The 26191-nt window shown below is 73.2% G+C and carries 25 protein-coding genes; 11 read left to right on the top strand and 14 right to left on the bottom strand.

The window, feature by feature from the left end; translation table 11 throughout:
• Window positions 1-4: 4 nt before the first annotated feature.
• From ACOZ38_RS11645 to ACOZ38_RS11625, 5 genes are all read left to right on the top strand, one after another.
• A complete protein-coding gene (locus ACOZ38_RS11645; RefSeq protein ID WP_424530296.1) occupies window positions 5-826 on the top strand; it encodes an energy-coupling factor transporter transmembrane component T family protein in 822 nt (273 codons plus the stop codon).
• Complete coding sequence (locus ACOZ38_RS11640; RefSeq protein WP_424530294.1) at window positions 814-2127, top strand: amidohydrolase family protein; 1314 nt, start codon at window positions 814-816, stop codon at window positions 2125-2127. Before ACOZ38_RS11645 ends, ACOZ38_RS11640 begins: the two co-directional genes overlap by 13 nt.
• 151 nt (window positions 2128-2278) lie before the next feature.
• Window positions 2279-4159, top strand: coding sequence for a nitrate- and nitrite sensing domain-containing protein (locus ACOZ38_RS11635; RefSeq protein WP_424530293.1), 1881 nt, complete (start codon window positions 2279-2281; stop codon window positions 4157-4159).
• Between the two features lie 99 nt (window positions 4160-4258).
• Window positions 4259-4567 (top strand): helix-turn-helix domain-containing protein, encoded by a 309-nt coding sequence (locus ACOZ38_RS11630; RefSeq protein ID WP_424530291.1) that lies wholly within the window; start codon window positions 4259-4261, stop codon window positions 4565-4567.
• 191 nt (window positions 4568-4758) lie between these two features.
• Window positions 4759-5874 (top strand): alpha/beta hydrolase family protein, encoded by a 1116-nt coding sequence (locus tag ACOZ38_RS11625; protein WP_424530290.1) that lies wholly within the window; start codon window positions 4759-4761, stop codon window positions 5872-5874.
• Here ACOZ38_RS11625 and ACOZ38_RS11620 read toward each other — a convergent pair.
• From ACOZ38_RS11620 to ACOZ38_RS11605, 4 genes are all read right to left on the bottom strand, one after another.
• The gene (locus ACOZ38_RS11620; RefSeq protein WP_424536986.1) at window positions 5839-6537 is read right to left on the bottom strand and encodes a response regulator; all 699 of its coding nucleotides are present in this window, start codon (window positions 6535-6537) and stop codon (window positions 5839-5841) included. The genes ACOZ38_RS11625 and ACOZ38_RS11620 overlap by 36 nt on opposite strands.
• A 2-nt stretch (window positions 6538-6539) precedes the next feature.
• Window positions 6540-7655, bottom strand: coding sequence for a sensor histidine kinase (locus ACOZ38_RS11615; protein ID WP_424530289.1), 1116 nt, complete (start codon window positions 7653-7655; stop codon window positions 6540-6542).
• A gap of 10 nt (window positions 7656-7665) precedes the next feature.
• Window positions 7666-7911: a hypothetical protein gene (locus tag ACOZ38_RS11610; protein WP_424530287.1), complete on the bottom strand. Its 246-nt coding sequence runs from the start codon at window positions 7909-7911 to the stop codon at window positions 7666-7668.
• 196 nt (window positions 7912-8107) lie between these two features.
• Window positions 8108-8719 (bottom strand): TetR/AcrR family transcriptional regulator, encoded by a 612-nt coding sequence (locus ACOZ38_RS11605; protein ID WP_424530286.1) that lies wholly within the window; start codon window positions 8717-8719, stop codon window positions 8108-8110.
• A gap of 238 nt (window positions 8720-8957) precedes the next feature.
• Here ACOZ38_RS11605 and ACOZ38_RS11600 point away from each other — a divergent pair, with 238 nt between their 5' ends.
• The gene (locus ACOZ38_RS11600) at window positions 8958-9305 is read left to right on the top strand and encodes a nitroreductase family deazaflavin-dependent oxidoreductase (protein ID WP_424530284.1); all 348 of its coding nucleotides are present in this window, start codon (window positions 8958-8960) and stop codon (window positions 9303-9305) included.
• Window positions 9306-9770: 465 nt separating this feature from the next.
• Here ACOZ38_RS11600 and ACOZ38_RS11595 read toward each other — a convergent pair whose 3' ends face one another.
• Window positions 9771-10466: an HAD family hydrolase gene (locus ACOZ38_RS11595; RefSeq protein WP_424530282.1), complete on the bottom strand. Its 696-nt coding sequence runs from the start codon at window positions 10464-10466 to the stop codon at window positions 9771-9773.
• 237 nt (window positions 10467-10703) lie between these two features.
• On the opposite strand from ACOZ38_RS11595, the gene ACOZ38_RS11590 reads away from it, so the two are divergent.
• Both ACOZ38_RS11590 and ACOZ38_RS11585 read left to right on the top strand, forming a co-directional pair.
• Window positions 10704-11804 carry a DUF6745 domain-containing protein gene (locus ACOZ38_RS11590; protein WP_424530280.1) on the top strand — a complete coding sequence of 367 codons (1101 nt, stop codon included), beginning with the start codon at window positions 10704-10706 and terminating at the stop codon, window positions 11802-11804.
• A gap of 57 nt (window positions 11805-11861) precedes the next feature.
• A complete protein-coding gene (locus ACOZ38_RS11585) occupies window positions 11862-12422 on the top strand; it encodes a TetR/AcrR family transcriptional regulator (RefSeq protein WP_405146214.1) in 561 nt (186 codons plus the stop codon).
• Here the strand turns inward: ACOZ38_RS11585 and ACOZ38_RS11580 are convergent.
• The 9 genes from ACOZ38_RS11580 to lanL form a co-directional block, all read right to left on the bottom strand.
• On the bottom strand, window positions 12409-13497 hold the full coding sequence (locus ACOZ38_RS11580) for a radical SAM protein (RefSeq protein ID WP_424530278.1): 1089 nt from the start codon (window positions 13495-13497) through the stop codon (window positions 12409-12411). The two genes, ACOZ38_RS11585 and ACOZ38_RS11580, sit on opposite strands and share 14 nt — an antisense overlap.
• 1 nt (window position 13498) lies before the next feature.
• Complete coding sequence (locus ACOZ38_RS11575; protein ID WP_424530276.1) at window positions 13499-15379, bottom strand: ATP-binding cassette domain-containing protein; 1881 nt, start codon at window positions 15377-15379, stop codon at window positions 13499-13501.
• Window positions 15361-17202 carry an ABC transporter ATP-binding protein gene (locus ACOZ38_RS11570; protein WP_424530274.1) on the bottom strand — a complete coding sequence of 614 codons (1842 nt, stop codon included), beginning with the start codon at window positions 17200-17202 and terminating at the stop codon, window positions 15361-15363. Before ACOZ38_RS11570 ends, ACOZ38_RS11575 begins: the two co-directional genes overlap by 19 nt.
• A 108-nt stretch (window positions 17203-17310) precedes the next feature.
• The gene (locus ACOZ38_RS11565) at window positions 17311-17433 is read right to left on the bottom strand and encodes an ALQxL family class IV lanthipeptide (RefSeq protein ID WP_424530272.1); all 123 of its coding nucleotides are present in this window, start codon (window positions 17431-17433) and stop codon (window positions 17311-17313) included.
• A gap of 134 nt (window positions 17434-17567) precedes the next feature.
• The gene (locus ACOZ38_RS11560; RefSeq protein ID WP_424530271.1) at window positions 17568-17693 is read right to left on the bottom strand and encodes an ALQxL family class IV lanthipeptide; all 126 of its coding nucleotides are present in this window, start codon (window positions 17691-17693) and stop codon (window positions 17568-17570) included.
• 147 nt (window positions 17694-17840) lie between these two features.
• Window positions 17841-17966: an ALQxL family class IV lanthipeptide gene (locus ACOZ38_RS11555; RefSeq protein ID WP_424530270.1), complete on the bottom strand. Its 126-nt coding sequence runs from the start codon at window positions 17964-17966 to the stop codon at window positions 17841-17843.
• Window positions 17967-18047: 81 nt separating this feature from the next.
• A complete protein-coding gene (locus ACOZ38_RS11550; RefSeq protein WP_424530269.1) occupies window positions 18048-18173 on the bottom strand; it encodes an ALQxL family class IV lanthipeptide in 126 nt (41 codons plus the stop codon).
• Window positions 18174-18312: 139 nt separating this feature from the next.
• On the bottom strand, window positions 18313-20151 hold the full coding sequence (locus tag ACOZ38_RS11545) for an alpha/beta hydrolase family protein (RefSeq protein ID WP_424530267.1): 1839 nt from the start codon (window positions 20149-20151) through the stop codon (window positions 18313-18315).
• Complete coding sequence (lanL, locus tag ACOZ38_RS11540) at window positions 20148-23036, bottom strand: class IV lanthionine synthetase LanL (RefSeq protein WP_424530265.1); 2889 nt, start codon at window positions 23034-23036, stop codon at window positions 20148-20150. The genes ACOZ38_RS11545 and lanL overlap by 4 nt, the downstream gene beginning before the upstream one ends.
• Before the next feature lie 566 nt (window positions 23037-23602).
• Here lanL and ACOZ38_RS11535 point away from each other — a divergent pair.
• The 3 genes from ACOZ38_RS11535 (at window position 23603) to ACOZ38_RS11525 (ending at window position 26175) form a co-directional block, all read left to right on the top strand.
• On the top strand, window positions 23603-24760 hold the full coding sequence (locus ACOZ38_RS11535; RefSeq protein WP_424530264.1) for a histidine kinase: 1158 nt from the start codon (window positions 23603-23605) through the stop codon (window positions 24758-24760).
• Window positions 24751-25401 carry a response regulator gene (locus ACOZ38_RS11530; RefSeq protein ID WP_424530263.1) on the top strand — a complete coding sequence of 217 codons (651 nt, stop codon included), beginning with the start codon at window positions 24751-24753 and terminating at the stop codon, window positions 25399-25401. Before ACOZ38_RS11535 ends, ACOZ38_RS11530 begins: the two co-directional genes overlap by 10 nt.
• Window positions 25402-25473: 72 nt before the next feature.
• On the top strand, window positions 25474-26175 hold the full coding sequence (locus tag ACOZ38_RS11525; RefSeq protein ID WP_424530262.1) for a hypothetical protein: 702 nt from the start codon (window positions 25474-25476) through the stop codon (window positions 26173-26175).
• The last annotated feature ends 16 nt before the right edge of the window (window positions 26176-26191 follow it).

The raw sequence follows: 26191 nt of genomic DNA, 5'->3' as shown, positions 1-26191 counted from the left end.
CCGGGTGGACGTCACGCCGCGCTACCTGGGCGCGGGTTCGTTCCTGAGCCGTCGCGATCCGCGCGTGCTCCTGCTCGTTCCCGTGCTCTATCTCGTGGCCGTGGCGGGGATCGACGACCTCAGGCCCGTGCTGCTGTGCACCGCGGCCGCCCTCGCGTACTACCGCGCCGCGGGGATCCCGTGGCGCGAGGTGCGGGCCAACTGGGCGTTCATGCTGACCTTCACCACGGCTCTGGTCGTGGCGAACAGCATCCTGACCTCGGCGGACACCCGTTCCGGCGGGAACGCCGAGGTCCTTTTCACCGTCCCCGTCACCCACACCGCCGTCACCTGGGCGACCCTGTCGTACGCGGCCACCCTGCTCGTGCGCTACATCTCCCTGGCCATGGTCGGGTTCCCCGTGGCGTTCAACATCGCGCCCTCGGACCTCGGGGTGGCGTTCGCGCGGCTCGGGCTGTCCCAGCGGCTCGCCTACGGCATCGACCTGACCTTCCGGTTCCTGCCCTCGACGTGGGCGAGCCTGCAGGAGACCGTGGACGCGCAACGGCTCAGGGGGTACGAGCACAGCCGCACCCGCAACCCCGTGAAGAGGCTGATCACGCTGAAGCCCGTCGTCGTGCCCGTGACGGTGAACGCACTGATCGACGCGGAGGACACCGTGAACGCCATGGACCTGCGGGGGTTCGGCGGCAGGCACCGCACCTGGATGCGGGAGCTGGCCTTCGACCGCGCCGACTACCTGGTGCTCGGCGGCTTCGCCGCCATGGCCGCCGTGCTGGTCGCCGCCAAGATCCTCGGGCTGACGGAGACCGTATGGGTGCCGTGATCCACTCGGCGCCGCTGGTCATGCCGGTGTCCCGCCCGCCGATCCGCGACGGCGCGATGGCCGTGCTGCGCGGCAGGGTGCTGGAGGTCGGGCCCCGCAGGGAGATCCTCGCCGCCCACCCCGGCGCGGAGGAGCTCCGCTGGCCCGGGGTCGTCGTGGCGGGGCTGGTCAACGCCCACACCCACCTGCAGTTCACGGGCATGGCGGAGGTCGGCAGGCGGGTCTACGACACGTTCGAGGAGTGGTCGAACGCCTTCGACGCGGTCTACTTCTCGTCCGCGGGGGCGGACTGGGCGGGGAGCGCGCGGGAGGGGGCGCTCCTGGCGCTGCGCCACGGCACCACGGCGGTGGCCGACGTGGTGACCGACGTGGAGGCGATGCCCGTACTCGCCCAGGCGGGCCTCGCCGGCATCTCCTACCTGGAGGTGCTCGGCGACACCGACGCGAGCTGGGCGGAGACCGGGCGCCACCACCTGACCTCGACGGTCCGCGAGCTGGGCGCCGCGGGCACGGGCGCCGTCGGGCTCTCGCCGCACGCCCCGTACACCCTGGACACCGGCGTGCTCGCCGACCTCGCGGTGCTGGCCCGCGGGTTCGGGCTGCGCCAGCACATCCACCTGCTGGAGTCGGCGCACGAGCGGGAGTACACGGTCTCCGGCACAGGGCCGATCGCTCATCTGGTCCGCGAGCTGGGGTTCGACTTCGAGATCCTGCGCGCGGGCGGCACCGGTCAGGGGCCGGTCGCCTTCCTCGACGCGCTCGGCCTGCTCGGGCCGCACTGCCACATCGCCCACGGCGTCCACCTGGACGCGGAGGAACGGGCGCTGCTGCGCGAGCGCGGGGTGAGCGTCGCGCTGTGCCCGAGGTCGAACCGCACCCTCGGCCTCGACGGGCCACCGGTGGCGGCGCTGCTGGAGGAGGGCGGCGCGATCGCCGTCGGCACCGACTCGCTGGCCTCCTCGCCGTCGCTCGACCTGCTCGAGGACGTACGCCTGCTCCGCGCGCTGGCTCTGGAGCAGGGGTACCGGGCACCGGACCTGTCCCGCAGGCTCGTCGAGGCGGCCACCGTCGGCGGGGCCCGCGCGCTCGGCCTGGACACCGGGCCCGGCCGCATCGGCTCCCTCGCCGCGGGGACGCGGTGCGACTTCGCCGTGTTCGACGTCGACCCCGGCGAGCGGGACCCGTATCTGTGCCTGATCGAGGACGGGCCGGGGCGCTGCGTGGCCACGGTCACGGGCGATGACCACGCGGGTCGCGTGCACCTCGTGAACTCGGTCCCGGAGGGTCACCGTGGGTGCTAGCCTCGCAGCGATCTTCACGAAATCAAGCGCGATATTACGATTTTATAGGCCTCACGCTAGGCGCGGAGACATGGCCCTTCAGAACCGCACTATTCGCTTTAAGTTATATTCACTGCTCAGCCTGCCGATTGTCGCGCTTATCGTGCTCTGGATGTTTATCACCGGGCACATCGTGGGCGACTTCTTCGACCTCCGCCGGGCCGTGACGGTGTTCGAGCAGGTGGCGAGCCCCGCCGCCGTCGTCGCCGGCCACGTGCAGCACGAGCGCCAGCTGTCGGCCATCTACCTGAGCGGCACCGCCCCCGACGGCGGGCGCCTGTCCGCCGCGCGCGACGAGACCGACCGGGCCGTGGTGCTGTTCCACCAGCGCGCCACCTCGCTGGAGGGACGGTCGGCCACCGGCCCCGAGGTGGTCCAGAGCCTCACGGAGCTGGAGCGCCGGCTCGACAGGCTCAACGTGATCCGCGAGGACGTCGACGCCCGCGCGACCAGCAGGCTCCAGGCGATCGTGGAGTACACCGAGATCCAGGACTCGCTCTACCAGATGTACGACCAGCTCGTCACAGTGCCCGAGCTGACGCTCTACCGCAAGGCGGCGGGCCTGCAGACGGTCGTGCGCTCCCGCGAGCTGCTGTCCCAGGAGGACGCCCTGCTCTCCGGGGCCATCCTGCAGGGCTCGCTGAACGCCGAGGAGCAGCGCGCGTTCGCCGAGATGGTCGCGGGACGCAGGCTGCTGCTCGGCAGGGGCCTGCAGGCGCTCGACGCGGAGCTGCGGCGGCCGTACGACGAGCTGCTCTCCTCGGCCGACTACAAGCGGTTCACCACCATGGAGAACCAGGTGATCGCGCGGGGCGGGCGCCCGGAGCAGTCCGCCGCCTGGCAGCCGCTCGCCGACCAGCTCGGGTCGCGGGTCGACCAGCTCGGCGTCAGCCGCGCCAACCTGCTCAACGCCCGCACCGACGCCGCCGCCTCGGGAATCATCGCGCAGATCGTCATCGCGGGCGGCCTCGGCCTCATCGCGATCCTGCTGGCCGTGATCCTGTCCGCGCGCCTCGGCCGCGGGCTCGCCCAGGAGCTGACCGACCTGCGCAGCTCGGCCCTGGACCTGGCCGACGTGCGGCTCCCGAGGGTGGTGGCCAAGCTGCGCGACAGCGAGGCCGTGGACGTCGAGAGCGAGGCGCCGCCGATCCCCGTCACCGGCACCACGCTGGAGGTGCAGGACCTCGCCCAGGCGTTCTCGACCGTGCGGCGGACCGCCGTCGAGGCCGCGGTCGGCCAGGCGGACCTCCGCAAGGGCGTCAGCCTGGTCTTCCGCAACCTGGCCAGGCGCAACCAGTCGCTGCTCCACCGCCAGCTCACCCAGCTCGACTCCATGCAGCGCAAGACCAGCGCGCCCGACGCCCTCGCGGACCTGTTCAGGCTCGACCACCTCACCACGCGCATGCGCCGCCAGGCCGAGGGCCTGATCATCCTGTCCGGCGCGCCCGCCGGCCGGGCCTGGCGCAGGCCCGTGCCGATGCACGACGTCGTACGGGGGGCCGTGGCCGAGGTCGAGGACTACACGCGCGTCACCGTGCCCCCGATGACCGACGCCTCGCTGGTGGGCACGGCCGTGGCCGACGTGATCCACATGCTGGCCGAGCTGGTCGAGAACGCCACGGTCTTCTCCCCGCCGAGCACGCGGGTCATGATCAGGGGCGAGCTGGTGGGCCGGGGCTTCGCCGTCGAGATCGAGGACCGCGGCCTCGGGATGACCGACGAGGACCGCGCGGAGGTCAACCGCCGCCTGGCCAACCCGCCGGAGTTCGACCTGGCCGACAGCGACCGGCTCGGCCTGTTCGTGGTGAGCCAGCTGGCCGACCGGCACGACGTCAAGGTCACGCTGCGCCGCTCGCCGTACGGCGGCACCACCGCCGTGGTGCTCCTCCCGCACACCCTGATCATCTCCACGGGCGAGGACGAGGCGCAGGAGCTGAAGGGCATCGAGGCCGTCACCATGGAATCGGTCTCCGAGCCGGACAAACGGATCTGACATTTCGACGCCGTCAGCGGCACGCCGCCCAGCAGCGGAGGGTGGCGACCTATCACTTAAGGCCAGACGACTCGAGAGGGTGCGGGCAGCGTTCGACGCGTGCCCATCGGTGAGGCCCCGCTGCGCGAGATACAGGCCCACCACGAGGGCCTGGCCGCCGCCCGCGCCAGCGGCCGGCAACTCGGCCGGCCCCCCGCGATGACCGCCGAACAGATCCGGCACGCCCGCGCCCTGCTCACCCAGCCCGACGCGACCATCGCCTCCATCGCCCGCCTGTTCGGCGTCAGCCGCTCCACCATCTACAAGTACATCCCCGAGCTCAAGACCGGCAGCGACCACCAAGCCATCGAGGTCCCCACCACGCGCCCAGAACTTGAGCTGGCCCCGGCCGAGGACCCGATCAAGTAGGTGGCGGCTCCCTGGAGCTAGTTCCAGGCCGACCCGGGGCGACGTCCATACTTCGCATCCCGTCGCGCGAACCCGGGCCCGGAACTAGCTCCGGGGGTGGAGTCGGACTCGGGCGCTACCTTCCCGGGTTGAGCGGAAGGTCGTGCCGGCGACCGAGGCCGCGGCCGGTCGTGGCCGACATCGTGAAAGGTATGAAACGAGCTCTCCTTCTGGCGTTCGCGCTGGTCCTGCCGATCTCCTCCTGTGGCGCCCCGACGGCCGTACAGGCGCAGCGCCTGATGATCCCCTCACCGACGGGGCCGCATCCCGTGGGAACCGTGTCCGTACACCTGGTCGACCAGTCGCGCCAGAACCCCTGGACCAAGGCGGGCGGCAAGCGTGAGCTGATGGTCAGCCTGTGGTATCCGGCGAAGGATGTGCGGAACCACAAGGTCGCTCCTTGGCTGCCCAAGGCGGCCGCCGACCGGTACCTGGAGGACAACGGGCTGGAGCAGGGTTCCGTTCTGCTGGACACGACCGACGGTCACGAGGGCGCCCCCATCGACCAGGGCCTCGGCAGATTGCCGGTGATCCTTTACTCCCCCGGCGCCAACGCCTCACGCGCGTACGGCACCGGCGTCGTGGAGGAACTGGCCAGCCGAGGCTACGTGGTGGTCACCATCGACCACACCTACGACGCGGCGGTGGTCGAGTTCCCCGATGGCAGGGTGGAGACCGGGCCCGAGGTGACCGACTTCGCCAAGGCGGTCGAGGTCCGGGTGGCGGACGTGCGGTTCGTCCTGGACCAGCTGCCTACGCTGGACAGGGCACACGTCTTCGATCTCCAGCGGATCGGCATGTTCGGCCACTCGCTCGGCGGTGCGGCGACCTCCTCGGCGATGTACGCCGACAAACGCATCAGGGCCGGGCTGGGCCTGGACGGCGCCGTGTTCGGCAAGGTGGCGCAGTCGGGGCTCGACCGGCCCTACCTGATGGTCGACACCGAAGGAAAGGGCGGAATGTCGACCAATCCGGCGTTGCGCACGTTCTGGGACGGCCTGCGCGGCTGGCGGCTCAACCTCACACTCAAGGGGGCGGCCCACAACTCCTTCGGCGACGACGTCCTCCTGATCCCGATGGCGGCCAAACTGCTGGGCCTCAGCAAGGCCGAGGTGGAGGAGGTCGTCGGCACGATCCCGGCCGAGCGGGCGCTGGCCTTCCAGAAAGCGTACCCGCTGGCCTTCTTCGACCTGCACCTGCGCGAGCAGAAGGAGCCGCTGCTGGACGGGCCGTCACCCGCCTTCCCCGAGGTCGGCTACCGGCGCTGAACCGGCCGTGACCACTCCGCTCTCATAGGCGGCGATGACCAACTGGGCCCGGTCGTGGACGTCGAGCTTGGCCAGCAGGCTGCGGATGTGCGTCTTGACGGTGGCCAGGCCAAGGCCGAGCCGCTCGGCGATCCGCGGGTTGGTCAGCCCCCTGGCCACCAGCACGAGCACCTCCCGCTCCCGGGCGGAGACCTGGGCGAGCCTGGCCGCCAACGCCCCGGGGACACCGGCCGGCTCGCGCCTGGCGAACTCCTCGATGAGCCGCATGGTGATGGAGGGAGCCAGCAGGGCTTGGCCATCCGCCACCACCCGCAACGCCGTCAGCAGGTCGCCCGGCCTGGTGTCCTTCAGCAGGAATCCGCTGGCGCCCGCGCGCAACGCGGCGTAGACGTACTCGTCGAGGTCGAAGGTGGTGAGCATCACCACCTTGACCGCGGCGGTGGCCGGGTCGGTCCTTATCAGCTCGGTGGCCTTGATCCCGTCGAGGTCGGGCATCCGTACGTCCATGAGCACGAGGTCGGGGCGGAGGCGGCCGGCGAGCTCCACCGCCTCCCGCCCGGTAGCCGCCTCGCCCACGGCCGCCAGGTCGGGCGCCGAGTCGATGAGCATGCGCAGCCCGGCCCGCAGGAGCGCCTGGTCGTCGGCGACCAGCACCGTGGACACGCTCACCGCTCGCCTTTCCAGGGCAACCGAGCACGCACGGCGAAGCCGCCGCCGGGCTCCGGGCCCGCTGAGAAGGTTCCGCCGTACATGGTCACCCGCTCTCTCATTCCGGCCAAGCCGTGACCGTCGCTCCAGCCGGGCGCCTCTCCCCTACCGTTGTCGATCACCTCGACCACGAGTTCCCGTCGGCCGTACGTGCTGACGGCGACGCGGCAGCGCGTGGGGCCCGCGTGCTTGATCACGTTGGTGAGCGACTCCTGGACCAGGCGGTAGACGACGAAGGCGAGCCCGTCGGTGATGGTCAGGCCAGGCTCGACGTACAGGTCCACGTCCACCTCGGCCGAGGCGGCTCCGGCGACGAGCCCGGGTAGCGCGGCCAGCCCGTAGGACGTCTCGCGGTCGGCCGGGTCGTCGCGGAGCAGGCCGAGCAGCCGCCGTAGGTCGGCCTGTGCGTTCCTGCTGGTGTCCTCGATGAGCGTGAGCGCTTCGCGCGCCTCGGCCGGGTGGGTGTCGGCGACATGGTTGGCGATGCCGGCGCGCATGGAGATCAGGCTCATGCTGTGCGCGACGATGTCGTGCACCTCGCGAGCCATCCGCAGCCGCTCCGCCGTGGCCGCGGCCTGGGCGGACTGGACGACCGCACGCGCCGCGTGCGCGCGCTGCTCCCGGACCGCGACGCCGACGGTCCAGGCGAGACCGAGCACCAACCAGGCGAAACCGCACGCCGACAGCGCCGAGGCCCACGAGGCCGAGGCGACGGCCTGACCCGCCGCGGTGAGCGTCAGGGCGGCTGACAACGCGACCGCCGCGGGCCGCCGCGGTTCGAGGAGAGCGACGGCGTGCAAGGCCACCGCCAGCACCGGGTACGCCTCCGCCCACCCGGTGAGCGGCGCGACCGCCGTCGCCGCCAGGACCACCAGGAACACCGGCACCGGCCACAGCCGCCGCACCGCGAGCGGCAGGCAGGCGACGGCGATCAGCGGGATCGTGGCGTACTGCGCCGCCAGCCAGGCCGCCGCGCCGAAGGCGGTGGCGAGCACGACGGCGGCGACCGCGTCGACGGCCACCCAGTGGCCTGGCCGGAGCCTGCGCACGATCAAGGGACGCCGCTCGACCATGGGCTCAACATTAGCCCCGCTGGTCATCACTCATCTCCGCCCCAGGAATGAGGCCATGGACCGGTCTTCGAGCAGTAATGCCCGCCAGGACCTCTTCCAGCGTGGCCGGCGGGAGCTGGGTGTGGCCGCCCGTCGTGGGCAGCTGGTCCAGCCACTCGTCCCGGGTGTAGGACCGCTCCCAGTCGAATCGCCACTGTTCCGGCTCGCTGAACGCGCCCACCTCCCGGATGCCGTCGGCTGCCCTGGTGCACAGCACCGAGTAACCGTCCGAGCCTGCCCTTCCGTCGCCGGCCCGCTCCCGCTACGCGGTGGGTCGACAGCACACGAGAGATCAGGACGCAAGCGGTTCCGCGCGGGGTCGGATAGGTGGATCACGGTGTGGGGATTGCGCCCACCCGAAGCTCTACCTGATATTCCTCTCGCCACTCCACGTGATCTCGGGGCGGAGGGAGTTACCTCCGGCGAGCTTCGAGCGCATCCAGAATCAGGTCCAGGCCGTAGCTGAACTCGCTCGTGTGGTCGTAGCCCGGCCGCAGGGCGTGGTCGACGATCATCTCTGTGAGGTACGGCAACTCGTCCGCCGGCAGGTGCTCGAGGATGCTGCCGGCCACTTCCTCGACATCGTCCGGCGTCGTCACCGGCAGGTTCGCCTCCTGGAGGACGAACCCGCCGATGTAGCTGTCGATGAGCGAGACAGCGTGCGCGGCCATCGGCAGCGTGAACCCCGCTTCCCGGAGGACACCGAGGGCGGCGTCGTGGTGGCGTAGCGTCGCCGGCCCCGGGTTGCGACGGGAGTCCATGAGGCCGAGAGCCCAGCTGTGCTGCGACAGGACCGCACGTGCAGAGGAAGCGCGCGCACGGATCGCGTCGCGCCAATCGTCGCACTCGACACTGGGTAGCTTGATCGCCGCGAACACCATGTCGACCACGCCGTCGAGAATCGCCTCCTTGTTCGGTACGTGGTGGTAGAGCGACATCGCCTCCACGCCCAGTTCCTGCGCCACCCGTCGCATTGTGATCGCCTCCACGCCGCCGCGATCCGCGACTCGGATCGCGGCTTCCAACACGAGACCTCTGCTGAGCGGTTGTGGTGGTGGTGGTGGTGACACGACGGCTCCGGAGGTATGGGCGAGTTGACAACCTTACAAGCGTAAGCCTACCTTACAGACGTAAGCCGCCTTACTAATGTAAGTCCTCCCGGGTTGGCATCAGCTGGGGGCTCGGCGAACGTCTGACCTACGACGCGCCCCGCCGGGGCGAGAGAAGGAGATCCCGATGCCGATGCCGAGGTGGTGGGGGCACGTGAACAAGAGGGTGTTCAACCCTCGCGCGATCGCGGGCGGGACGTGGCCGGTGCTGATTCACGTCGGTCGCATTTCTGGCGCGACGTACCGCACACCGCTCGATGCGCATCCTGTCGACGGCGGCTACCTGTTCGTTCTGGTGTATGGATCGCGCTCGGACTGGGTGCAGAACGTCCTGGCAGCCGACGGTGCGCGGCTCCGGGTCGACGGGAGGGAGGTGGAACTCGCCGCCCCACGCCTCGTCGGGGAAGGCGAGGCGTTCCAGGCCCTCCCCGATGAGGTGGCACGCCCACCGAGGCTGCTCCGCATCACCGAATTCCTCCGTATGGACCTGGTCGCAGGCTGACGATCGACGTCCAGCGCGGAGCCTCGGCCACCGTTACGAACAACTCGCTGAGGAGGCGCGCTCGTTCGTGGACCGCGCATGATCGGACGCCTCGTCCGGCCTCCTGCGTGTTCAACTGCGTGACAACACCCATGGATACCCATGGATACCCATGGACACTGGCGAAGCGGCGGTGGACGGTGGTGCGTGCTACGCCGGCGGCTTCGGCGATCGTCGCGGCGGGGTTTCTGCTCAGGACCCGCTCGGCCGCCTCCAGGATCACCGGCCCGCTCGGCGTCCGCCCGCCGTGACTCGTCACTTCACCCCTGGACGCGGTTCGCTCCTTGGTCGCGACTGGACACTACGTCAGAGACGCTCTTGCGCCCCTAGCCGCGCCACTCATGTAGCACCTAACATGATCAATCGCATCTTTGACTTCGACACCGTCAGCGGTACGCGCCGGCCTGCGTATCGTCTCGTAGCGACTCAACGCTCGTTGTCGGGTGACGCCGCCGAAGCATCGCTCCGGAGACGGCCGGCGGCGAGTGCGACGGCGAGTTCCGGGATGCCGTCGACGATCGCGTCGGCACGCCGGGCCTCCGGCCGCTCCGCGTGCAGGTATCCCCACGGGCCGCGGCGCAGCAGCGCCGTGCGCATCCCGGCCTCGCGGGCGGGGAGCACGTCGTTGTCGAGCCGGTCGCCGACGTAGAGGATCTCGCCGGGCTCCCGGCCGGCGACGGCGGCCACCTTGGCGAAGAACTCCGGCCGGGGCTTGCTGACGCCCCACCCGGCCGAGGTGTGCACGGAGTCGACGGGCAGGTCCATCGCGACCAGCGCGTCATAGGCCTGCGGGGGCTGGTTGCCCGCGATGATCAGCTCGTAGCCCGCCTCGCGCAGCGCCGTCAGGCCGGGCCGCACGTCGGGGTAGAGATCGCCGGCGTCGAAGTTCTCCCGGAGGCCCTCGGGCTCGTCGCGGCGCCACGCCTCCATCTCGGCGTGGACGTCGAGGCCGGGCCGCACCACCTCGAAGGCGTCCCTGTGCGACCGGTCGAGCGCGGCCATGCCGCCGAGCACCCCCAGCATGACGAACCGCGAGACGCCCAGCCGGTCGGCCCACCGCGACCAGATGCGCGTCTCGTCGATGAGCGTCTCGCCGACGTCGAACACCACCGCCCGGACCACGGGACCTCCTCCTCGCAGGCGCCCTACGACCCTACCCGGCCGCCGGAGGCGCCCGAATCCCCCCATACGGCGGGCTTTCGCCTTAAGCGGACCACAAGCCAGTTCCAAGAGCGCCCGGCGAGCCTGGGTCAGCGCCGGCACACCGGCGCCCGCGTCGATTGGATCGATCAGACGACGGCAAGGGTGAAGTGATCCACATCTCGTACGGCACGCCAGGCGCAGTCCGGGGGAGAGCAGATGATGGGCAGGACCTTCGCCGGCTTCGACGGCACCCTCACCGTCGAGCACGAGGCACTCGTCGCCGCCGTCGGTGACCAGTGGCTGCGGGTGGGCATTTCCACCGCACCCGTCGACAGGGACCGGGCGGAGGAGGCCGTGCGCGGGGTCTACCGCGCGGTCGGGCTGGAGCCGCCCCGTCGCATGGTGTGGGCGGGGTCGCCGCTCGGCGCCTTCTCCGCCGCCGCCCCCTCGCGGCCGATCGACCCCGACAGGTTCCCCTTCGAGGACCGGCTCAGGGCCGACGTCGAGCAGCGGCTCCTCGCGAGGCTCGGCGCGGGGCTGTGGGACCGGCTGCGCGGCCAGCTCAGGAGCCTCCTTTGGGACCAGCTCTGGAACCGGCTCAGGGGCCAGCTGCGCGGCCAGGTCCTCGGCCGGCTCCGCGACCGGATCAGCTCCGAGCCCTGCTTCTACGTGTGGGGCGCCCTCGGGGTGTGGGGCGACGCCTACTGGATCGCGCTGTACACCTGCGCCCTGCGGGTGGCCCTCCTGGACGCCGACGAGCGGCTTGACGCGCTGGCGGAGGTCACCCGGCTGGTGGGCTGGTGGTTCCCGCTGGACGGCACCGCCGTGCTGTGCGAGCGGCCCCTACTCGTGCGGCGGGACAGGGACCACCGGCTCCACTGCGCGACCGGGCCCGCCCTCGCCTGGCCCGACGGGGACGCGCTCTACGCCTGGCACGGCACGCGCGTCCCCGCGTGGGTCGTCACCGCCCCCACCGCCGACGCGGTGCACGCCGAGGACGATCCGGAGGTCCGCAGGTGCGCCATCGAGTCGCTCGGCTGGGACCGCTACGTCGCCGACGCCGGGCTGGCCCTGGTCGCCGAGGCCGAGGAGCCCCGCGACCCGGGGCGGGTGCTGGCGCTTTACGAGGTCCCCGAGCGGATCCTCGGCGAGCCCGCCAGGGTCCTGCTGCACACCGCCGCGCCCGACGGGAGCCGCCGGGCGTCCGCGCTGGTCGTCCCCGCCGAGGTCGCCACGCCCTACGACGCCGCGGGCTGGGCGCACGGGCTCACCGGAGAACAGTACGCGTCGGCGTGCCCCGAGGGGGATCCGCCGTAGAGGTCGACCGCCGATCGACTTGCGGGGCCGCTCGGGAGACTCGGTAGGATGCCCGACGTGAGCGGTCGCGAGGGGAGGCAGTCGTACCACCATGGTGACCTGCGCCGTGTCCTGCTCGACACCGCCCTTGTGGCCGTCACGAAGGACGGCCCGGCGGCGCTGAGCCTTCGCGACGTCGCGCGCCAGGCCGACGTCTCCCACGCCGCGCCCACCCACCACTTCCGCAACAAGGCCGGCCTGCTGACCGCGCTGGCCGTCGAGGGCTACCACCTGCTGGCCGACGAGCTCGAGCGGGCGCAGGTCGCGGGCGGCCTCACCGAGCAGGGCGTGGCGTACGTGCTGTTCGCCGTCGCCCACCCGGGCCACTTCGCGGTCATCCGCGCGCCCGACCTGCTCAACACCCGCGACCCCGACTTCGTCGCGGCCCGCGAGCGCGCGGGCCACCAGCTCCTGCACGGCACGGCCCAGCAGCTCGGCTCCACCGACCGCACGAGCGCCATCGCCGTCTGGGCGCTGATGCACGGCCTGGCGAGCCTGATCCTGGAGGGCAACATCCGGCCGGGCGACGACGTCGAGGCCTTCGCCCGCGCCCTCAGCCACCACCTCACCCCGCGCTGACCAGCGTGACCGAGCCGTCCCCCCGGTTCCGGGGCGTCGCAGGACCGGTGTAGGCGGGGCGGCGGTCGATCCGCGCGCGCACCTCATCGGTTCCGAAGTGGTGGTCGATACGCCGGGTCGCCTCGGCCCACTGCGCCATCGATCGCACCGGGGTCAGCGCCTCGACCACGAACGGATCGCTCCACCGGGCGACGGCCCGCTGCCAGAGCAGCGCGGGGTCCTCCTTGAGGATGTTGCCCACGATGCCCTCGTAGATGGGCATGGCCCGCACCTCGCCGTCGGGCTCGATCTGCATCAGGGGCAGCGCCGATCCGTCCTCGACCATCATCGGATGCATCATGAGGACGAAGTTGTCCGACGGCCGCACCGACACCGAGGCCGGCGCCGCGGCCCGCAGGCGCCTCTCGGTCTCGGGGCTCGTGAGGGCGCGGATCTGGTCGTTGATGAGCAGCTCCAGCTCGCCGAACCCGGGCCTGCTGGCCAGGCCGGAGGGCACCGCGGCGGCGAAGGTGAGGAAGCTCATCCCGGGGAACCTCGGGGCGATCTCCGAGCAGAACTCCTCAAGCTGGTGCAGGTTCGACCGGATGACCGCGCAGTCGATCCCGAACTCCAGGGTGGGAGCGCCGGAGGCGACGCGCCGCCGGGAGACGGCGTCGAGGACGGCCAGCGTGTCCATGGCCCGGCCGAAGGAGCCGGCCCGGCCGCGCACGCGGTCGTGCACCTCGGCGGTGGCCCCGTCGACGCTCACGGTGATCCGGGAGAACGCGCGGGTGATCTCGCCGGCCATCTCGCGGGTGAAGGTCCACCCGCTGGTGTAGAGGTTGACCTCGATGCCGGCCCGCGCGATGCGCTCGGCGACCTCGTGGATCCCCTTGACCAGCAGCGGTTCGCCTCCCGCGAACTCCACCGAGCGCGGGCCGAGGGAGACGATCGCGTCGGCGACCTCCAGCATCTCGCCGTGGCCGAGCTGCCGGGCGGCCCGCCTGCCCGACTCCGAGTAGCAGTGCGAGCACCGCAGGGGGCAGGCGTAGGTGACGTCCCAGATGACGTCGGTGGGCCCCGCGAGGGCATCCATCTCATGTTCCTTTCGTCGCGGCGTTGTTCCAGTGGCCGACCATCTCGGCGTACAGCGGCGATCGGCCGGGCAGGTCGGCGTGCGTCCCGGTGATCGCGGTGGCGCCGTCCATGAGCAGGACGCGCCCGGCCCTGGCGGCGGAGCTGACGCGGTGCGCGATGACGACGAGCGTGCCTCCCCGGGCGGCGAAGGCCGTCTCCGCGTGCCGCTCGGCGGCCGGGTCCAGGTGGCAGGTCGCCTCGTCGAGGACGACGACCCGAGCCGGGGAGGCGTACACGCGGGCCAGGGCGATGAGCTGCCTCTCTCCCGCCGACAGCGCGGAGGGGTCCTCGATCACGGCGTCCAGCCCGCCGAGCCGTTCGACGAGCGCGCCGGCGCCCACGGCCTCCACGGCCTCGCGCAGCCAGGCGTCGCTGGAGCGCGTCCCCTCCGGGCGGAGGTAGCCGAGGTTCTCGCCCACGGTGCCGGTGAAGACGTACGCCTCCTGCGGCACCAGCGCCGTGACGGTGCGCAGGTGGGGTTCAGGTACGGCCGCGAGGGGCAGCCCTCCGAGGCGCACCCCGCCCGCGGTGGGGCGCCGGAGGCCGGTCAGCAGCAGCGACAGGGTGGACTTGCCGATGCCGCTCGGCCCGACCACGGCGAGGTGCTCGCCTTCCGACACCGTGAGGTCGAGGTCGTGGACGACGGGCGCGGCCTCGGGCGCGTACGCGAAGCTCACGCCCTCCATCCGCAGCTCGTACCCCACGGGCGCGACGGCGAGGGTGGCGGGCTCCGGGAGGTTCCGCGCGGCCTCGACCGCGCCGGTGACCGGGCACGCGACCGCGCCGGCGACTGGGCCGGCGGCCGGGTCGGCGACGGTCTCGGCGATCCTGCGGAGGGTGACGGCCAGGGCCACGCCCCAGCCGCCGGCGGTGCCGAGAAGGGTGCGCAGGGCCGGATCGAGGCCGGTGGCCAGATAGGTCACCACCCCCACCACCTCGCCTGTGCTCAGCCGGCCGTCGCCGATCAGCAGGGGGGCGGCGAGGAGCAGGCCGACCAGCGGCAGGTGCGCGCCGAGCGTCACGACGAGCCGGCGGCTCGTGCCCGCCCAGGCCAGGGAACGGGTGGCCGCCGCCTGCGCCTCCACCAGGTGGCGCACGGTCTCGCGGGCCTGGCCGCGCGCTCCGCACGCGGCCACGTCGCGCAGTCCGGCGAGGATCGGGGTGGCCCCGGCCGTGAGGGCCTCGCCGGCGAGGACGAGCGTGCGCTCGCGCGCTACCAGCACGCGCAGCAGCCGGGCGAACACGGCCAGCGCGAGGACGAGCGGGACGGCGACCACGGCGGCGGCGGGCGGTGACAGCACCAGCAGTCCCATCAGGGCCGCGAACAGCGACATGCCGAGCTGGCGGCTGCTCCTCAGCAGCACGGACACGAGGTTGCGCACCGTCTCCACCTGCTCGGTGAGGCGGCTGACCGAGGCGGTGTCCGGCGGGTCCGCGGAACCGGCCGCGCGGGTCATGGTGGCGGTGACGACGGCCCGGACCAGGTCGTCGCGCAACGGCTCCACCACGGCGGCCAGGTAGGGGAACATCAGCCGCGTGGCGACGGCCTTGACGAGCATCGTGACGCCGAAGAGGCCGAGCCAGGCCAGGCCTGCGCCCGGCCGCCCCGCCAGGAAGCCCCGGTCGACGGCCGCGGCGATGAGGAGCCCGGACAGCAGGTCAGGGACCGCCTCGACGAGGGACCAGGCCAGGGCCTTGGCGAGAGGACCGCGGTGGGGACGCAGCAACGCCGCCAGCAGCCGCCGCGCCCCGGTTCCCGCCGGGAACGCGTCCGCCGCCGGCCTGGCGCGCGGGACGTCAAGAGCAGGGCGTGTAGGACGGGTCAGAGCCGGACGGGACACGCGTCCTCCTCCCGAGGCGCACCGCCTGCGACCCGCGCCGTGTCGCGGCCGGCCTGACACGCGCCGCCGGCGGCGTCCGGCGGCGGCACGGTGTCGGGCGGGTCGGTGGCGGCGAAGAGGGACCGGTACGCCGGGTCGCTCCACAGCTCGCGGTGGAGGCCACAGGCTCGCACCCGGCCGGCGTCCAGCCAGATCACCAGGTCGGCGCGGGCGGCGGTGGTGGCGCGGTGCGCGACGACCAGCCTCGTACGGCCGCGCATGCCCTCGGTCAGCGTGCGGGTGACCTGGGCCTCGGTGGCGGTGTCCAGGCTGGAGGTGGCGTCGTCGAGAACGGTCAACCGTGCCCGGGCGGCGAGCGCGCGGGCCAGCCCCAGCCGCTGGAACTCGCCGCCGGACAGCGGAGCACCGTCGGCGGGGGTGTCGTATCCCCGAGGCAGGCGGGTGACCACGTCGTGGATGTGCGCGGCACGCGCCGCCTCGCGGACGGCGCCCCGGCCGGCCGACGGCCGGCCGTACGCGATGGCCGAGGCGATGTCACCGCCGAGGAGCACGGGGCGTTCGAAGGCGTAGGCGACGGCGTCGCGCAGCGAGCCGGGGTCGGTCTCGCGCAGGCACTGGCCGTCGAGGAGCACCTGCCCCCGGTCGGGGTCCGCCAGCCGCCCCGCCAGCAGGGCCAGCGTGCTCTTGCCCGCGCCGGAAGGCCCGACGACGGCGGCCAGCGACCCGGCCGGGATGTCCAGGTCGACCCCGTCCAGGACGGGAACGCCCTCGCGCGTGACGGTAACGCCGCGGAACGACAGCGCCCCCGGGCCGTCGGCCAAGGGGCGGGTGCCGGGGGGCGGCGCGGGCAGGGCGAGCACCTCCCCCACGCGGCGGGCCGCCGAGCGGGCGTGGGCCAGGCCCATCAGCGTGTCGATCTGGTCGGCGAAGCCAAGGCCGAGCGCGGTGTACCCGACCGCCGCCAGGAGCTGCCCCGGCTGCAGACGGCCGCCGGCGACGCCGAGCCCGGCGACGCCGAGCACCAGCACCTCGATGAGCGGCAGCATCAGCGCGATCCGCCACACGCCGCGGGACTGGGCCCGCCAGAGCGCGTGCCCGGCGCTCGAGAGGTCCGCCAGCGGGGCGAGCACCCGGGTGACCTCCCGGCCGGCGGTTCCCGAGGCGCGCACCGTGCGGATGCCCGCCAGAGCGTCGGTCAGCCGTGCGGCCAGGCGGCCCTGCGCTTCCTGGTAGCGGTCGTAGAGGCCGGAGACCCGGCCGACGAACACCCGGATGACGACGACGGCGACGGGCAGGCCGGCCAGGAAGGCGAGCCCCACCCGCCAGTCGATGACGAAAAGGGCGACGACGCCGCCGAGGGAGACGACCAGCCCGGTCGCGGCGTCCAGCAGCGTCGCCGGGACGTACCCGGCGGTCACGGTGTTGCTCACCAGGCGGTTGGCCAGCTCCCCTGTGGGGAGGCCGCGGGTGCCCGTGGCGCCGAGCGCGAGGATGTGACCGGTGAACCGCAGGCGCAGGCCCGCCGTGGCGGACGCGGTGGCGGTGGCGCCCGCGATGCCGCCCGCGATCTCCGCGCACGTGGCGACGACCAGGACGAGCGCGAGCCGGGCCGCGGCGCCGCCCGTGCCCTGACCGGCGAAGACCGCGTCGACGGCGGCGGCCAGGGCGGCGGGCGCGGCCAGCGTGGCGACGGCCGCGGCGGCGGCCGACACGGCGGCCACCGCCAGCGGCGCCCGGGCCCCGCGCGCCAAGGAGGCCAGCAGCCGGTCACCGTGCTTGTGCGTCACCCGCTCCGGCGTCCGATCAGGCACAGGATCTGACATCGCTTTCCCTCTCTAGGACTGATCTCCCCGGCGGCGGCCTCCCCCAGGTGGCCGGGCCCCACGTCCGGCTCCGCCGGGCACGTGGCCGGCGGACGGACCGGCGCCCGCCTACCCGATCGTGATGTCCGTGCGGACGGAGCAGGTCTTGAGCAAACAGGTGGGCTGGCAGGGGTACAGCTGCTCCTCCTCCGAGGAGGGCAGCATCTCCAGGGCGTTGACGTCGATCTCCATGGCGTTTCCTTTCGTTGCGGGCTTTCTTCGCGTACTTCTTCGCGGACCGCTCCCGGCGGCTCCTACTCCGTTCGCACCGGGGCCAAGCCGCCGGGAGCGGGGCTGTCTAGGCCGTGCCGGAACACGGCCCTTTCTCAGCCCTGAGTGCGGTAGCAGGTGTCGCTGGTCCTGCAGGTGACGGCACAGGTGAACGTGCAGCCCATCAACCGGGTGTCCTCGGGGGCGGGCAGCAGGTCCAGAGCGTTGATGTCGAGTTCCACGACGTTTCCCTTCTCGGCGACGGCGGACCGGCGGTGTTTCGCGGTGGGATGTCCGCGGTGCGGGCCGGGCAGGTGCGGGGTCCGGCCCGCACCGCGGGGTCTACCTGGCGCTCAGCCGGTTCCGCCGGAACCGGGCGCGAGCGTTTCTCAGACCTGGGTGATGGTGCAGGTGTTGCCGACCCTGCAGGTCACCGCGCAGGTCAGCGTGCAGTACATCAGCCGCGCCTCCTCGGGGGCGGGCAGCATGTCGAGGGTGTTGACGTCGAGTTCCACGGTGTTCCTCTCCTGTTCTTTGGGGTGACTCGTGACCGCGAGCCGCGGAGCGCCTCCGGCCTCGGTGGCCGGCGGGCCGTCTTACTGGGTGATGAAGCAGGTCCGGCCACCGCAGGTGCCGCCCGGGGGGCAGGTGACCTGGCAGGGGTAGAGCTGCGGCTCCTCGGAGGCGGGGAGCATGTCCAGGGCGTTGACGTCGAGTTCCATTGGTTTGCCTTTCTTCTTTCTCTTCTCGGCGTGACACGGTGGTGCCACGCCTCTCACCCGGCGCCCGTCCATCACATGGAGGCGGGCGTCAGGAAGTCCGTGTGCTCTTGTCCCTGGCCCGGCGCCGGGGAGGAGGAATTCAGGAGCTGAGGAAGGCGACGATCCGGTCGCGCGTGACGTGGCCGTCGTTCTCGGACAGCGGGTCGTGACCGGCGCCTGCGACCTCCAGGTAAACCGGCTCCGCGTCAGCGCGGTCACGGGTCCCGAGCAGGCGCTCGTACAGGCGCCGGGAGTGGGTCACCGGGATGATCGGGTCTAGCTCGCCGTGGACGAGGAGGATCGGGATCCGCATGCGACCGGCCAGCCGGAGCAGGTCGCGCGGCCCGAGCTCGTCGCGTGCCTCCTCGCGCCCGCCGAGCCGGTCGAGCATGGCGCGCACCGAGGGCGGCCCGTCCTCGTACAGTTCGCGCCCCGACAGGAACGGCGCGACGGCGGCGGCGCGCGCCCACAGGTCCGGCCGCGCGGCGGTGGCCAGCAGCGCCAGGTAGGCGCCGTAGCTCGCGCCGTACAGCGCCGGGGGTCGCGCGCCGGGCCCGCGCCCGGCGGTGAGGACCTCTCCGAGGTGGACGACGTCGGCCAGGTCGGGCACGCCCCAGGCGCCGTGGACGGCGTCGCGGTGGGCGGCGCCGTATCCCGTGCTTCCGCGCTGGTTGGGCGCGACCACGGCGACGCCGGACGCCGCCAGGCACTGGAACAGCGGGTCGAAGGCGAGCTGCCAGGCCGCCTCGGGGCCGCCGTGCAGGGCGACCACGAGCTGGGGGCTGGTGGCGGGGTCGCCGTAGACGATCGCCTCGATGCCTCCGGCGGGCCCGTCGTAGACCCATGTCCGGGCGGGGGCCCACCGGTTCCGCTCGTATTCGACGGGGGCGAGGAGGCGTCGCGGGGACTGCTCGGGCACCGCCCCTGGGGGGTGGTCCGGCACCCTGGCAACATGTGGCGAGTGGTCCGGCACCGTCACCACGCGTGGCGGGTGGTCTGGGGCGAGGTGGACCAGATGCAGGCCGCCGGTCGTCCAGTGGGCCACTGGGTGGAGCGTTCCGGGCGGAAGGCCGACCTCCTCGGTGGTGTCCTCGCCGAGATCGTGGATCAGCAGGTGGGATCGGGCACCCCGGGTGACCGACAGTGCCAGCCGGCGTCCGGCGGGATCCAGGGCGAGCGGCGTCACCGTGCCCTCGACCGCGTTCAGCCGGGCGGGGAAGGCGGTGGGCCGGTCGTCGTCACGGTGGCGGACGCCCAGCCGGTAGGCGCCGTCCTGCTGCGCGGCGGTGAGCAGCACTCCCGTACGAGGCTCGGCCAGCAGCAGGTGCTCGCCGGCCGCCAGCGCGCCGAGAGGCCCGAGCGTCCCGCTCCTGAGATGCAGGACGGCGGTGGCCCCGCGCTCCCGGGACGCCACGGCGAGGCGCGTGCCGTCCTCGTCCAGCCAGATGCCTCCGCTGACCGGCTCGGGCAGCTCGGCGACCGGCTCGGGCGGCTCGGGCAGCCCGGACAGGCACCACACCTCGGTGCGCCCGCCCTCTCTCGTGCGGAACGCCAGGGCGGCCGCCCCTCTGCGCGAGCCCGCCACCAGGCCGAGGCCGCCGTCGCGGACGTTGGCGAGCTCATGCTCATCGGCCTCCTCACCTCCCGTGGCGGGGACGGCGAGCAGGATGCGGCGTTCGCCGTCGAGGCCGAGGCGGCACACCAGGACGTTGCCGTCGTCGGTGGGGATCGGCACGCTCCACGGGGTCTCGCCCTCGCGGGTGCGCACCGGCCGGGGCCTGGGCGCCGGCCCGTTGAGATCCCACACCTCCGGGGAGAGGCGACCGGAGTCATGGCCGGCCAGGCAGGCGGCGTGCCCTCCCTGGCCGGAGAACCGGAAGTTGATCCGCTGCACGGCCGGGAGGCGCTCGTGCCCAATCGCGGGAAGGACCGCGCTCACGATGCCCGCTCTCTCGCGGACACGGCCGGCACCCCGGACGACATGCCGGAGGCGGACGGCACCAGGGCGGGGGTGTCGGCCATCCAGGGGCGGGGGCCGCCATGCCGCAGGCGGTGCAGGAAGTCCAGCACCCCGGCCAGGCCGGTGTTCCAGCCGACGGTCACGTCCGTGAGGTTCTCGTCGGGCACCACCAGCAGCCCGTCGCGGATCACGGCGCGCAGCCAGAGGCACGCGGCCAGCTCCTCGGCCAGCTCGTGGTAGACCGGCTCGCCGAGGACGGCGGCCATGTCCAGGAGGAACTGCCCGTCGCCGGCCAGGCCGTGGCAGGCCGACGTCCCCGAGGACGTGCGGTGGGCGTGCACGCTGACGGCGGCGGCCCTGGCCGCGTCGCGGAAGCGCGGATCGCCGGTGGCCGCGTACAGACGGATCAGGAAGGTGCCCACGCCGGAGGCGCCATTGCACCAGTGGGGCAGCTTGCCGACGCCGTCGGGGCCGTCCTTCCACCCGGCGGCGTCACCCTGGTAGTCGGCCGCGGCCAGCAGCGTCTCCCCCGCCGCGAGCGCGGTCTCGCGGCAGTCGTCGCGGTCGAGCGCGGTGCCCGCCGCCAGGAGGAAGGCGCCGATCCCGGCGACGCCGTGGGCGAAGCCGTAGTGCGTCACGCCCGCCAGTCCGGAATCGAAGTCCACGGGAATCTGCCACAGCACCGTCCCGGGGGTGCGCCGCGCGGCCTTGAGCAGTTCGTCGGCGCAGTCACCGGCCCGGTCCCCGAACCGGGCGTCGCCGGTCGCCTGCCAGAAGTGCAGCATCGCGAGGCCCGTACCTGCGAGGCCATGGCACACGTCCGGGTTCGGCCAGCTCGACGGCAGCCCCATCGCCAGGTCGGCGCCCGCCTCGCGCAGGCTCTCGTCGCCGAGCGCCCGGCCGGCCTCGTACAGGCTCCAGGCGATGCCCGCCCGGCCGAAATACAGCCCCGGAGATGGCCGGTGCTCCCCCGCCAGGCGCCGTACCGTCCAGCCGGCGGCGTCCCGCAGCGCGGCCACGAGCTTCTCCCGCGAGCCCGCGTCCGGCGTGGCGGCCGAACCATCGGCCGCTGACAGGGAGGCGAACAGGGCGAGCACCCCGGCGGAGCCGTACTGCACGGCACACGGATCGGAGGTCGCGCCGAACCCCGACACGGGCCACAGCGGGCCACGCGCCTCGGGGTCGGCGGTGTGCGGCGACATCGTGCGGAGGATGTGCGCGAGCCCGTCCCGCAGGAGCCGGTCCTGCTCGGACGTGGCGAGCCGATGTCCACCCTCGGTCGCGGGGGACGGCGCGGGGACCGACACCGTCTCGGAGAGGAACGCCTTCACCCGTTCCAGGTCCCAGCGCCGGGCGGGGTCCTCCCGCATCAGCCCGAGAACGAGCGGGGCCAGCGCCGTCGCCACCGCGTCGCCTTCGGTGGTCACCCTGACCAGGTCGGCCGCCCGGGAGTCCGGCGAACGGGCCCCGGCGGGCTCGTCCGGCGGCAGCAGCATCTGGCAGCCGGTGGACAGGAACAGGATGGAGGCTCCCAGCGCGAACAGGTCGGCCGCCGCCTCCGGCGCCGGCCCGTAGGAGGCGGCGCCGAGCTGCTCGGGGGCGGCGAAGCCGGGGGTGAACGCGGAGCCCACGGGCTCGCCCAGCCTCGCCGCCATCTCCAGGTCGATCAGCCGGCACTCGTCGCCGCCGATGACCATGACGTTGCTCGGCGTCAGGTCCCGCAAGACGAGGCCCTGGCCGTGCACGACGGCGACCAGATCGGCCACGCGCCGCGCGAGCCGCACGATCCTGTCGAGCCGCTCGCCCGGGGTGGACGCCCGCAGCTCGCCGGCCAGCTCCCCCAGCGTCTGACCGGTGAGGCGTTCCTGCGCCAGGAAGAGGTTCCCGCTGTGCTCGAACAGGGCCACCTTGCGCGCGGTGACGCCGAGCGGGTTCAGCAGGTCGAGCATGCGCGCCTCGTTGCGCAGCTGGTCGCGCTCGTCGTGGCCGCTCAGGGACGCGCCGAGATACGGGCGGGCCTGCTTGACCACCACCTCGCCGCCGCCGGCCCGGTCGTCGGCGAGGAACACCCCGCCCCTGGCGCTGTGCCGGATGGCATGGCGCACCACGAACCGGTCGGCGAGCAGCACCGCCTCCGGTGCGGCCGTGCGGGCCGGCGCCTGTCCCGACGGAAACGGGCACACCGCCCACGGCGGCGGTGCGTACCAGGCCTTGCGCTCGTCCTTGGCGCGGGTGCCGTCGGGCGCGGTCAGCAGCGAGGCGTACGTGCCGTCGTTGTCCAGCCGGCTGGCAGCGGAGAACACCCCGAAGCGGTAGTGGACCAGGCTGCCGGGCCGCAGGACGCGGTCGGACAGGATCGGCGGGCCCGGCAGGCCGAAGGTGGCCGCGTGCAGCTCCTCCGCGATCTCCACGGCGGTCTCGTCGTCCGGCGGGTAGACCGTGATGAACTTCCCCAGCGACCCCCGGTCGGCCTGGCGCGAGACCAGGCCGCTCAGCTCGTCGAGCGTGGAGGCGAACTTGAAGGCGCACCCGCGGGCGCCCAGCGCCTCCGTCACCCGCGCCAGCACCACCGGGGCCGACAGCGGCGTGGCGGAGACATGCAGCTTCCAGCCCTGGGCGCGGGTTCCCTCGCGCGGCGGGGTCACGTACGTCCACGGCTCACCGATCTGGACGCGCCAGCCCGCGAGGGAGCCGTCACCCTGTGGGATGCCCGCCTCCCCGCCGTCACCCTGTGGGGCACCCGCCTCCCCGCCGTCGCCTGGCTCGGCCTTACCGCGCACCGCGCGTGCGAGAGCCGCCCGGGCGACGTCCGCGAGCAGGTGCCGGTCCGCGCCGGGGCGCGAACCCCCGTTCATGTCTTGCATGTGCCTTGTCCCCCATTGCTTTCGTTCGGTGCCGGTTCCACTGGCCTGGCGCGCCGCAGCGCACCGGCAGCGCGCGCCGGCCGTTGAAGATGACGGACGGAGTCCGTTCGACCTGGTCGTCCGGGACGGCCGTTGCGAGGCCGGGGAACCGGGCGAACAGGGCGGGGAGCGCGACCGCCGCCTCCAGCCGGGACGGGTGCGCACCGATGCGGGCGTGGGCGCCGTACCCGCGGGAGGTGTGGCCCCCGCCCGTGTGAGGGCGAACAGGTGGGCGGTGTCCGCGGCGCCGTCCACCAGCGCGCTGATGTGGTCGACTCCGGTTTCCGCGCGCGATTCCGCGCGGCCGTTTCCAATTCGTGGTCGGATATAGGCCGCCTGGTTCCCCGTCGGCGGATCGGGTGCCCCGCACCAATCTTGCCATTGAAAAGATGCGCTATTGGGAACCTTCTTGTCAATAGGCGTCCTATATGTCCGACGCCCTGAGGGGACTCCACCCAGGCAGTCATCAGCCCGCCACACGGTCCCGGGAGTGCCTGCCACCGGGCGTGGGCGGATAGCTTCTGGGGGTGCGCACCCGGACCGCCCTTACGGCTCTCACCCGGAGTCCGCCGCTCTTCCTGCGGTCCCAGTGGCCGTGGAGGTCGCTGGCGTACCTGCTGTCGAGCGCCCTCATCGGCCTCACCGCGGTGCTCGCCGCCGTGATCGTCTCCCTTCTGGACGCCGTCCCGCTCCGGGTGCTCGCCGGCCTGGTCGCGGCCGGTCTGGTGGTGCCGCTGGTCGCCGGGTTCGAGCGGCGGCGGCTGCCGCTGGTCGACCTCAATCCGTTGGCGGGCGGGCCGTGGCGGGGGGCCGGCCTGGCGCTCGTGTCGCTTCTCGCGCTCTGGTGGATCGACCTGGTGGTGGCCTGCGTCACCGTCGGCGGGCCCGTCGTGCTGATCCTGTCCCCCGTCCTCCAGCCGGTCGATGACGGCACCCTGGTCGCGGCCGTGCTCGCCTCCGCCGCCGGGGTGCTCCTGCTTCCGGTGGCCGCGTACGCCTTCACCGCCTGGGCGGGCGCTCGGGCGGCCGTGACCAGGGCGCTGCTCACCTCCCGCGAGAGCGAGCTGAGCGAGGTCCTTCGCTCGCGCGCCCGGCTGGTGGACGCGTTCGAGGCCGAGCGCCGCAGGATCGAGCGGGACCTGCACGACGGCGCCCAGCAGCGGCTCGTCGCACTCAGCATGAGGCTGGGCCTGGCCAGGCTCGACCTGCCGCCGGACTCGCCGGCCGCCGGGCAGCTCGCCCAGGCGCACGAGGAGGCCAAGCAGGCTCTGGCCGAGCTGCGGGAGCTGATCAGGGGCGTGCACCCCCAGGTGCTCACCGACCGGGGCCTCGCCGCGGCCGTGCGCGACGCGGCGAGGCGCTCCCCTGTGCCGGTGGACCTGGACATCGCCCTGCCGCACCGGCCGCCCGAGGCCGCCGAGGTGACCGCCTACTATGTCGTCTCCGAGGCCTTGGCGAACATCGCCAGGCACAGCCGGGCGAGGGGCGCCCGGGTGCGCGGCCGCCTGGCCGGTGACCTGCTGGTCCTGGAGATCGAGGACGACGGCGTGGGCGGGGCCGACCCGTCCCGCGGCACCGGCCTGACGGGGCTGGCCGACAGGGTCGCCGCGGTGGACGGCAGGCTGTCGCTGTCCAGCCCGGCGGGCGGGCCGACGTCGCTGCGAGTGGAGATCCCGTGCGCGTAGTGATCGCCGAGGACGCCGTCCTGCTGCGTGAGGGCCTGGCGAGCCTGCTGGAGCGCTTCGGCCACACGGTCGTCGCCTCGGTCGGGGACGCCCCCTCGCTCATCGCCGCGGTGGACGAGCTGATCCCGGACATCGTGGTCGCCGACGTGCGGATGCCGCCCGGCTACAGCGACGAGGGCCTGCGCGCCGCCCTGGCGTTGCGCGCGTCGCATTCGGGGCTCGCCGTGCTGGTGCTCAGCCAGTACGTCGAGCAGACCTACGCCGCCGAGCTGGTCGAGTCGGGCCGAGGCGCCGGCGTCGGCTACCTGCTCAAGGACCGCGTCGGGGACGTCGGCGAGTTCATCGGCGCGCTCGTGCGGGTGGCGGAGGGCGGCACGGTCATCGACCCCGAGGTGGTGCGGCAGCTGCTGAGCTGGCGGCGCGACCCGCTGCGGCGCCTGACCCCGAGGGAGCTGGAGGTGCTGTCCCTGATCGCCGAGGGACGGTCCAACGCCTCGATAGCCCGCGGCCTCGTCGTCACCGACGCGGCCGTGGCCAAGCACATCGCGAGCGTCTTCGCCAAGCTCGGCCTTCCCCCCGCCACCGACGGGCACCGCCGCGTGCTCGCGGTGCTGGCCTACCTGCGGGCGGAGCCGAGGTAGTGCCAGGTCTACCCCCGCGATCTCGTCCGCGCGCCAATGCGCGGCGGGTGCCGCGCCGGTTGGATCGAGGACGTGACAACGACCTCCTTCGAATTCCCCGGCCGCTGGGTGGAGGGCGCCGGGCTCGTCCTCGGACCGATCCTGACGCTCACCGGTGTGCTGCTCCGCGTCGGCTTCGATCCCTTCTTCCCTGGGCAGCTCGCCGCCTTCGCGAGCGACCCCGGCCGGATGACCGCCTCCTACAGCGCCTTCGCCATCGGAAACGTCCTGCTGTGGCCCGCCGTCCTCGCGCTGGTCCGGCGCGTGTGGCCCGCCCAGCCGCGATGGGCGCTGTGGGGCGGCGTGATGGTCATGCTCGGGCTCTTCGCGCGCACCTTCCACGCGGGGGTCAACCACCTGGCCTTCCAGCTCGTGGACGTCCAGGGGCCGGACTCGGCGCGGACGACGGTCGCCGCGTCGTACGGCGTGTTCCATGTGTTCCACTCGCTGTCCGGCGCGATCTTCTTCGGCTGGATCGTGCTGGCCATCGGGACGTGGCGGTCCGGCGTGCTGGGGATCGTCCGATCCATCGCCCTCGCGTCGGTGTGCGCGCTGCCGATCGGCGTGCTCAAGGGCACCTGGCCGATGTCGGTCGTCTCCACCGCGTGCCTGTGCGTGGCCCTGGTGCCCCTGGGCCTGCGCGTCCTGCGGGACGGCCCAGCGCCGAGGTGGTGGGCCTACCCGCTCGCGCTGGCACTGGGCTCGGCGGCCGTACTCCTCGGCATGGCGGGCTGACCGTCCCGCGGGCGGA

Origin of the sequence: Sphaerisporangium viridialbum (assembly GCF_049674955.1) — a bacterium.
Classification (GTDB): domain Bacteria; phylum Actinomycetota; class Actinomycetes; order Streptosporangiales; family Streptosporangiaceae; genus Sphaerisporangium; species Sphaerisporangium viridialbum.
The sequence above is the reverse complement of the archived record's forward strand: the minus strand, read 5'-3'. Positions and strand labels throughout refer to the sequence as shown.

What these genes read in the sequence shown, in the direction of transcription:
- ACOZ38_RS11640 (WP_424530294.1), top strand. Translation starts at nt 814, where the DNA reads ATGGGTGCCGTGATCCACTCGGCGCCGCTGGTCATGCCGGTGTCCCGC.
- ACOZ38_RS11635 (WP_424530293.1), top strand. Translation starts at nt 2,279, where the DNA reads ATGTTTATCACCGGGCACATCGTGGGCGACTTCTTCGACCTCCGCCGG.
- ACOZ38_RS11625 (WP_424530290.1), top strand. Translation starts at nt 4,759, where the DNA reads ATGAAACGAGCTCTCCTTCTGGCGTTCGCGCTGGTCCTGCCGATCTCC.
- ACOZ38_RS11615 (WP_424530289.1), bottom strand. Translation starts at nt 7,655, where the DNA reads ATGGTCGAGCGGCGTCCCTTGATCGTGCGCAGGCTCCGGCCAGGCCAC.
- ACOZ38_RS11590 (WP_424530280.1), top strand. Translation starts at nt 10,704, where the DNA reads ATGATGGGCAGGACCTTCGCCGGCTTCGACGGCACCCTCACCGTCGAG.
- ACOZ38_RS11580 (WP_424530278.1), bottom strand. Translation starts at nt 13,497, where the DNA reads ATGGATGCCCTCGCGGGGCCCACCGACGTCATCTGGGACGTCACCTAC.
- ACOZ38_RS11570 (WP_424530274.1), bottom strand. Translation starts at nt 17,202, where the DNA reads ATGTCAGATCCTGTGCCTGATCGGACGCCGGAGCGGGTGACGCACAAG.
- ACOZ38_RS11565 (WP_424530272.1), bottom strand. Translation starts at nt 17,433, where the DNA reads ATGGAGATCGACGTCAACGCCCTGGAGATGCTGCCCTCCTCGGAGGAG.
- ACOZ38_RS11550 (WP_424530269.1), bottom strand. Translation starts at nt 18,173, where the DNA reads ATGGAACTCGACGTCAACGCCCTGGACATGCTCCCCGCCTCCGAGGAG.
- lanL (WP_424530265.1), bottom strand. Translation starts at nt 23,036, where the DNA reads ATGCAAGACATGAACGGGGGTTCGCGCCCCGGCGCGGACCGGCACCTG.